The organism is Streptomyces sp. SID12501 (genome assembly GCF_010550245.1).
Taxonomy (GTDB): domain Bacteria; phylum Actinomycetota; class Actinomycetes; order Streptomycetales; family Streptomycetaceae; genus Streptomyces.
This window is the reverse complement of the sequence record NZ_JAAGLU010000985.1, coordinates 1-396: the sequence shown is the minus strand read 5'-3', so window position 1 is coordinate 396 and position 396 is coordinate 1. Positions and strand designations below refer to the sequence as shown.

1 protein-coding gene is annotated in these 396 nt (G+C 75.8%); it reads left to right on the top strand.

Annotated features, from left to right (window positions below):
- Positions 1-389, top strand: a 389-nt coding sequence (locus G3I71_RS49470) for a DUF4870 domain-containing protein (protein ID WP_203733264.1), incomplete at its 5' end; no start/stop codon positions are given.
- Between the last annotated feature and the right edge of the window lie 7 nt (positions 390-396).

The window sequence follows — 396 nt, the reverse complement described above, 5'->3', positions numbered from 1 at the left end:
TGACCCACCCCGCCGACGGGCCACCGGCCTGGGGCCCGCCGCCACCCGCCCCGCCGCTGCGGCCCGACGAGGAGCGCACGTGGGCGATCCTGGCGCACGTGCTCCCGCTGCTCGGCCTCGGCTTCGTGCCGCCGCTCGTCGTGTGGCTCGTCTTCCGCGGCCGCGGGCCGTTCCTCGAGCACCACGCCAAGGAGTCGCTCAACTTCCAGCTCGCGTCGCTCGTCGCCCTCGCCCTGGCGGCCGTGGTGGCCGTGGTGACGTTCGGGCTGCTGTCGCCCGTGCTGCTCGGCGTGCTCGTGGCGTGGGTCGTGCTCGGCGTCCTCGCGGCCGTCGCCGCGAGCCGCTGGGAGTGGTACCGCTACCCGCTGACGATCCGCTTCGTCCCCTGACGGCGAC